Origin of the sequence: uncultured Legionella sp. (genome assembly GCF_937871865.1) — a bacterium.
Classification (GTDB): Bacteria; Pseudomonadota; Gammaproteobacteria; order Legionellales; family Legionellaceae; genus Legionella.
The window spans coordinates 18,392-27,004 of record NZ_CALMPD010000018.1; the positions used below are offsets into that span (position 1 = coordinate 18,392).

The window sequence follows — 8,613 nt, forward strand, 5'->3', positions numbered from 1 at the left end:
ACATAACATAGATTAGAAAGAATAGGCTCTATTCTTTCTTTTTCCTTTCTCGTAACGTTTCAATAACGACATAGAACACGGGTACAACCAACAAGCTAAGTACTGTTGCGACGATCATACCGCCCATTACTGTTGTACCTATCGAGTGTCGGCTGGCGGCTCCGGCACCTGATGCCGTAGCTAGGGGAAGCACACCAAAAATAAATGCCAGTGCAGTCATTAATATGGGCCTCAAGCGCAATGCAGCAGCTTCTTTGGCTGATTCAATTATAGATGCTCCTGTATGTCGTTTTTCTTTGGCAAACTCGACAATTAAAATAGCGTTCTTTGCAGCAAGGCCAATAAGTAAAATCAATCCAATTTGCGCATAAACATCCAGAGCCAGATTTCGTAATAAAAGAGCAAGGCCCGCACCTAACAGCGCTAAAGGGACTACCAATAAAATCATAAACGGCATAGACCAGCTTTCATATAACGCAGCGAGAAACAAAAATACGAAAACAAGGCACAACATAAAAATTAAGGAAGCCATATCGCCTGCTTTAAGCTGTTGGAAGGTGATACCCGTCCATTCCATTTCATAACCTTCGGGTAATTTTTTCGCCACCAGATCTTCAATTGCAGCCAATGCTTGCCCTGAACTATAGCCTACTGCAGGAGCACCGTTTAAGTTGGCTGCAGTATATAAATTGTAATGAGGGATATTATATGCCCCATGAGTGTATTCAACTTTTAACAGGCTACTTAACGGCACCATCGCACCAGTTTCACTCTTAACGTACAGTTTACTGATGTCTGCAACTTCTGCCCTCGAATTACCTTCAGCCTGCACCATAACTCTATAGGTTTGGCCATACTTGGTGAAATTATTCACATAATAAGAACCTAAATAAGTTTGCAAGGTAGCCAACAATTCAGTAATTGATACTTTTAACGCTTTAGCCTTGGTTCTGTCTATATTCAAGTAAAGTTGGGGTACTTGTACTGACAAATCAGAAAACAGCCCCTGGATTTCAGGACGTTTGTTAGCCTCAGCAACAAACTGATTCACCACTGCAGCTAGTTGATCGACCCCCATATTATTAACGTCTTCTATTTCGAGCTGAAAGCCACCAACAGATCCCAAACCAGGGATTGATGGTGCATTTACAACACTAATTCGAGCGTCATCAATGTTATTAAATTGAGCTTGTACTGTTTTCATAATTCCAGCAGCACTTAATTCCGGAGTTGTCCGTTGCGACCATGGATTTAATATAACGAACATCACTGCCGTATCAGGCTGATTGATTGAATCGATAATATTGAACCCATTAATACTGATAATGTTTGCCACGCCTTCTGTAGCCGATAGTATGCTTAATGCTTTTTTGACAGTTTCTTCTGTTCGATAAAGGGAGGATGCATCGGGCCCCTTTACCACCGTAATAAAATACCCCTGATCCTCTTCGGGTAAAAATCCGGTGGGTAATGTTCTGAATACAAATGCAGTCGCCACTCCTAACAAAACAAAAATAATTAGAACAATTTTTTTATGATCCAAACACAGATCCACTAAATATTTATATTTATTTAAAACAACTTCATAACCTCGTTCAAACCAGCGAAAAACAATGAAATTATTTTTTACTTTTGGTTTTAATAAAATACCACACAGCGCAGGGCTAAGTGTTAATGAATTAATCCCGGAAAGCGCCACTGAAAAAGCAATAGCAAGAGCAAATTGATTGTATAAACTACCTGTCATACCTGGGATAAAAGCAACAGGAACAAACACAGCCAATAGAATTAAGGTGGTTGCAACGATTGGCCCCTGTACTTCTTTAGTAGCCAATAAAGTAGCCTCTTTAATATCGGTTACATGCTCCTCAAGTTTTTTCTCAACGTTTTCTACCACCACAATCGCATCATCAACAACCAATCCGATGGCCAATACCAAGCCCAGAAGACTGAGGGTATTTATAGAAAAGCCAAACGCACTGAATAAAGCAAAAGTACCGATTAATGAAACTGGAATTGCGATACAAGGAATAAGTGTTGTTCTCCAGTTTTGTAAAAATAAAAACACTACAATAAAAACCAGGCCTATAGCTTCAAATAAAGTGATAACTACTTCTTTTAGTGATTCTTTAACGAATTTGGTTGTGTCGTATACAATGGTGTAATCCATCCCCTTGGGAAATTGTTTTTTCATTTTTTCCATTAGGGCTCTAATACCAGTAGCCAACTGAAGGGCGTTAGCACCAGGTAGCTGATAAATCCCAATACTCGCGTTTGGTTTACCATTGAGTTGGGAGGTAGTGATGTATGTTTCTGCTCCCATCTCCACCCGCCCGAGATCTTTTATCCGAACAATTTGTCCATTATCCTTAGTTTTAACAATAATATTTTCAAACTGCTCTACATCGCTTAATTGCCCCAGAGTCGTGATTTGATATTGAAAAGGAATTGTTTGTGGGACAGGGGGTTGGCCAATAACTCCTACAGCTGCTTGCTGGTTCTGTTCGCTGACCGCATCGATCACTTGCTGTGGAGATATTTCCATACTGACTAATTTATCTGGATTTAGCCAAATTCGAATAGAATATTGCAATAATCCAAAGTTATTGACGTTACCTACTCCAGGAATTCTTTCTATAGCCGGAGTAATATGTATATCGGCATAGTTTCCAAGGAAGACATCATCAAGCGTACCGTCAGGAGATATTAAATTAACCACCAAAACCATGTCACTTGATACTTTTTGGATAGTAATACCTGCCTGGATTACATCAGGAGGTAATAATGGGTTAGCTGTATTTGAGTTATTAAGCACATCAACGGCGCCAATATCAACATCATAACCAACATCAAAAGTAATGCTGATAATCGAGTTACCATTATTAGTACTGTTGGAAGACATATAAATCATGCCTTCAACACCATTAATGTTACGTTCGAGAGGTGTTGTCACTGTATCCGACACAACTTGAGAACTTGCACCAATATATTGAGAAGAAACCTGCACTTCAGGCGGAACTATTGATGGATATTGAGCGACAGGAAGAATGAAAATACATATTCCACCAATAATAACCATCATTATGGCAATAACCATAGCAAAAATAGGCCTATAAATAAAAAACTTAACCATTTTTTTTGCCTTTAGTATCTTGTATTTGTGGTACGACTGATTCACCCGGAATTAACTTTTGTAATCCATTAAGAATAAGCAAATCTCCTTCTTTAACTCCTGAAGTCACTATGTATTGTTGATTGTAACTGCCTGAAGTTTCGATTTTACTGACTTCAACCTGATTTTTGGCATTCACCAAAAATACCGTCCGTTGCCCCTGAGCCTCAATTACTGCAGAAGCAGGAATTAGAATACTGGGATCAGCATTGGTGAGTTCCAGCGTTACATTCACATAAATGCCTGGTAGTAATAGCTGTTCCGGATTATCAACCTGCGCACGCATCAATATTGTTGAGGTAGGGGTATCAGCCTGATTATTTACCAAGTCAACTTTACCTTTAAAACTTAATTTATCATCATGAGGCAATACAGCCACAACATTAAATGGCATATTTTTTCGATATTTTAAGAAATGCCCGTAATCTTCAACACTTGGACTGAACAAAACATAAATTGGATTTAATTGAACAACATTTGCTAAAAGGGTACTTTCTCCGGAGCCTACGAGATTCCCCACATCAACGTATTTCTTTCCTATAATTCCATCAAAGGGCGATATCATAGAACAATAACTTAAGTTGATTTCTGCAGTTTCTACATTTGCTTTCTGAACCTGGACCTCGGCCTCGGCCTGACCATATTGTGCTGCTGTTTCATCAAACTGGGTCTTGGAAACATCCCCTTTTTTTACCAACTCTTTCAAGCGAAGATATTGAACTTTTTGGTATTCCATATTTGCAATACTTTTAGCAAGTTGCCCTTTCGCTAAATCTAATTGTGCCTGGAATGGTTTAGGATCGATAACATAAATCAACTGTTCTTTTTTTACAGGTTTACCCTCTATAAAATTTTTTTCGATTAAAAAGCCTTCAACCCTGGCTCGGATACTGACTTCAGCAATCGATTGAGTGATGCCTATATAGCTTTTCTTTAAAGGGATATTAGTACTTTTAACTTTAAGCACCGGAACAGGACGAGGAGTATTCTGAGTTGATTTATTGTCTTTACAACCAGTTAATATAAGCCCTGTACAAAATACAGCGTAAACGAAAATGCGTGTTGAGAGCATAAATTGTTTTCATCCCTGAAAAGGTATAATTCTTATAGGTCATTATGTAGCATAACTGCAATGAATTACTAGGTTTCGTGAACCAAATCCTATTCTATTATCATTTCATTCTTAATTTGAAACAACAACCAGGCTTTCTAATTGAAACTCTGGAACTAAACTTTTAAGCAAGACCAATAGCTCATCATTCTGATGCTCAAAACAGGCTGTATTCAGCATACGCATTGTTTGAGTTAGCTCACGCCATTCCAATTCACGGAATCGTGCTTTAAATAATTTCTCATGCTCAGTCGATGCTAATTGTTCTGTTTCGTGAAATAACTCTTCATACATTTTTTCACCTGGCCGTAAACCAGTGTATTCAATAAGAATATCCTTACCCGGTTCCTTTCCTGCAAGACGAATCATTTGTTCCGCCAGATAGCTTATTTTTACAGGTTCTCCCATATCAAGAACAAAAATCTCGCCCCCATGCCCATTAACCATTGCTTGTAAAATTAATTGACACGCTTCAGGAATGGTCATGAAATAACGCTGCATTTCAGGGTGGGTCACAGTTAAAGGGCCACCCGCCTGTAATTGTCGTTGAAATAAGGGGACAACAGAACCTGCTGAGCCAAGCACATTACCAAATCTAACCGTAATAAACTGTGTATCAACCCTATTATTAAGGTTTTGGCAATATATCTCGGCAACACGTTTGGTCGTACCCATGATGTTTGTTGGATTAACCGCCTTATCTGTAGAAATTAATATAAATTTTTCAACATGTGCCGCAACACTTGCTTTGGCTACAATTTGTGTTCCTAAAACATTATTAAATACTGCCACTCGAATCTGGTTCTGTAACATGGGCACATGTTTATAAGCGGCAGCATGGAACACAATTTCAGGTTGAAAACGTTGGAACATATTCTCGATTGCAACTTCATCAGTAACGCTTACTAATCCTAAATCAATAGGAATATCAGGGAAATTAAGTTTGAGCTCTTGCTCTATTTGATAAAGATTAAACTCTGAATTCTCAACTATAGCCAGACTATCAGGTTTTAGTGCCATTACCTGGCGACACAGTTCAGAACCAATAGAACCACCACCACCTGTGATTAAAACGCGCTTGCCTGATATTGTTGTAGCGATTTTCTCCCACTCAAGACGCACCTGATCACGTCCCAACAGATCTTCAATATTAACCGGTCTTAGTGAATTAACCTCTACTCTTCCACTAGCCAATGCAGAAATACTAGGTAATGTGCTAAAAGGTACATTACAACTCTCACAAAGAGTAACAATCCGGCGCATGGTAGCTGAACGAGCCGAAGGAAGAGCGATAAAAATAAGATCGACTGATAACTGAACCACCAAGGCATCAATCTGGCGAGTAGTTCCCAGAACTCGGACCCCGTGAACCTCCAAACCACGCTTACTGATGTTGTCATCAACAAAACCAACCGGCTGGTAATAATTGCTGCGCTTCAAATCACGAACCAAACCTTCACCCGCCTGCCCCGCTCCAACGATAAGAACTCTTTTAATTTCAGCAACTTTATCGTTCTTTTTGCCTTTATTATCCCACTGCAACCGCACTAATAATCTACCGCCACACAGTATGGATGCTAAAATGATGCAATAAAGAGGGAAAATGGAGCGAGACAGATGTTGTAGTATTGATGTGGCATAAAAAACGGGGATAACCAATACCATAGCAGAAACTGTAGCCTTCAAAATACGAATCACGTCATTTAATGATGAAAAACGCCATAAGCCCCTATAGATTTTAAAATAATAATAACAGCCAATCTGTACAACAGATAACAAGGCCAAAGCAATAAAAGAGTGGGTAGAGGTAAGCATCCCAGGATAAGGATGCATATTATAACGCAACCAATACGCAGCATACCAGGCAACAGGTATTGCAGTTATGTCAAAAAGGATAACCGGAAGTTTTGTCAGAAATTTTCTTATTAGTAATATAATTTTTTGCATCATAAAATACACAGTTAAATCCATTCTAATGAATGGATGTTACACCATGTTATGCTTCATAGCATTAAAAATCCGTAAACATTTCATAACGGTATTCAGACTCTGGACTTACTGCAGAAAGTGTTTTGGATAATTTGTAACCACTTTGATTGCTGAGCAGTATTTTTAAACAGGCATCCCCTGGAGTGTAGATAACCTTTCCTTCTTTTAATAATGAGGTAAGAATAATAATATTCGGTTTTTCATTTAAAATTCGATGACAAAATTCTTCGTATCGTGACTTATCCGGATAGTGCGACATAGCTAAATTATTTAAACAATAAGAATCAATAAAATGTAATTGGCTGAAGTAAGGAATCATGCCAGCATCTGCCAGTACCACTTTATTTCCCGGCTGACTATGCTCATTCAACCAGCTCAGCACCGAAAATCGTAATTGTTCACCACACACCGGATTTTCACTAAAATGACGATATTGAGATAAGGTCATACTTGGCATAAAAAGTCCGAGCAACACAAATAAAACAAAATATAAAGCAAAAAGCTCATATTCCGTTCTTTTGGTGCTAAAAATAAATATAATTTCAGCCAGCCCCTTAAATGCAAGAGGTATCAATAACACGAATGCTGGTAGAAAAAGGCGATTATCAAATGCCACAACAGGATCTGCATCCCGTAACAAAAGCAGGTAAATAACACTTGGTAGCCATAAAAAATAATGGCGTTTGTCTTGTGCTTTAATACAGGCAAGAATAGCGAATAACGCAAAAGGCCAAACAAGCCGGAGATAATTTAAATCCAGCTCATAAGTAAAAGACTCACTAAACGCTTTACAATAAACAGAATTAGGAAATAAAAAGCCATAATAATGCAAACGCCAGAGAAAATAAGGCAAATAAAAAATTAAAAGAGTAGCAACAAAACAGACAATCCCACTCCAATGTTGCTTTGCCTGTGCAGCGGGCCTGTCCCAACAGATCAATATAAAAAAAAGCATCATGAATGCAGGAGCTTCAGGCCTGGTCAATCCAGCCAGGGAAAGCAAAAGTCCTGCAAAAATAAAACTGCCCTTTTGAATGCTTCCTCGCATGCCAGGATACAGTACGTAACCAAGACCACGGAAAATATAATATACAGAGCCACAAATGAGCGCCTGATACACAGTAGTCTCAAGCCCGCTCACGGCCCATATTATCTGTCCTTTATATAGCAATAAAATAATACAGGGAATAAGTGCTTCTCGTTTGGCAAACCAAAACCTACTTAAACAATAAAGAAAATAACAGGTACACAACAAGCCAATAAAACCTGCTGCTTTAAAAATAAAAACAGGATTACTATTTAATAATAAGGACAATGCCCCCAAAGCTACAAAACTGAAATTGGAATAGCCTTCAACTGGTGGTGAGTCGAGATTCCACAGTAGTCCATCTCCTGCGGCCCAATTTCGAGCATAACGCAAGGAGATGTACATATCATCTATAGTAAATGGCCAAATAGCCTGAATCTGTAATACGAGCAAATAAAAAAACAATATAATGATAAGGCAGTCGTACCAACGAAACCCTTGTCTCATGAAGTCAAGGCCATAAAGGTAAGGATAATAAAGCAATACAGATTGAGTCTGGACAAGCGATCACCGATAAATACATTAACAGGATCATCATTATCAACATCCTGAGTGGCAAGCCAGGCAAATCGCCATAAAGCAATCGCAGCAAAAGGTAAGGTTAATACAAAGTAAAACGACTCGCCTCTGGCATAGACAATATAAAATAAATAAGTAACAAAACAAGCGATACCGGTGCCCATGATCAATTGGCGGAGTAAATGAGGACTATATTGCCTGAGTACCTTTCTGGTTGAGTTTTTTAATCCAAGATGCATTTCCAATTGACGTTTATTTAACGCGATAAATAGGCTAAGCAAAGTAGCTGCAATAAACAACCAAGCAGAAAGTTTAATTCCAATACCGACAGTTCCCGCCAGAACACGCAACAAAAACCCCATAGCAATACAAGCAACATCTAAAATAGGGACTAATTTCAATACATGGTTGTAAGCAAGATTGATTAATAAGTAAATGATTAAAATAATCAATAACTGCTTCGATATCAGCCATCCAAGAACCAAGCCTGTAACCAACAATAAAACAAGCATGGAAACCGCATCTGATATTGAAACCTGGCCACTGGCCATAGGTCTCTGGCATTTATAAGGATGCAAGCTGTCTTCTTGCTTGTCCAGGATGTCATTGTAAATATATACAGCACTTGCTATCAGGCAAAATGCTAATGAAGCCAGTACAGCAGGCACAAAATAACCCGACGCCTGGGTATAACAAAACCCGAGCATGACAAAAACGGCTTTACTCCAATGAGAA

General features: G+C 38.7%; 5 protein-coding genes. All 5 read right to left on the reverse strand.

Going from position 1 to position 8,613, the window contains the following annotated elements:
- Window positions 1-28: 28 nt before the first annotated feature.
- Complete coding sequence (locus Q0495_RS01095; RefSeq protein WP_298622177.1) at window positions 29-3,133, reverse strand: efflux RND transporter permease subunit; 3,105 nt, start codon at window positions 3,131-3,133, stop codon at window positions 29-31.
- Complete coding sequence (locus Q0495_RS01100; RefSeq protein WP_298622179.1) at window positions 3,126-4,244, reverse strand: efflux RND transporter periplasmic adaptor subunit; 1,119 nt, start codon at window positions 4,242-4,244, stop codon at window positions 3,126-3,128. The genes Q0495_RS01095 and Q0495_RS01100 overlap by 8 nt, the downstream gene beginning before the upstream one ends.
- Window positions 4,245-4,355: 111 nt before the next feature.
- The gene (locus Q0495_RS01105; protein ID WP_298622186.1) at window positions 4,356-6,230 is read right to left on the reverse strand and encodes a nucleoside-diphosphate sugar epimerase/dehydratase; all 1,875 of its coding nucleotides are present in this window, start codon (window positions 6,228-6,230) and stop codon (window positions 4,356-4,358) included.
- A 64-nt stretch (window positions 6,231-6,294) separates the two neighbouring features.
- Window positions 6,295-7,806: a protein LphB gene (locus Q0495_RS01110; protein WP_298622180.1), complete on the reverse strand. Its 1,512-nt coding sequence runs from the start codon at window positions 7,804-7,806 to the stop codon at window positions 6,295-6,297.
- Window positions 7,803-8,613, reverse strand: an 811-nt coding sequence (locus tag Q0495_RS01115; protein WP_298622182.1) for a decaprenyl-phosphate phosphoribosyltransferase, incomplete at its 5' end; no start/stop codon positions are given. The genes Q0495_RS01110 and Q0495_RS01115, both read right to left, overlap by 4 nt.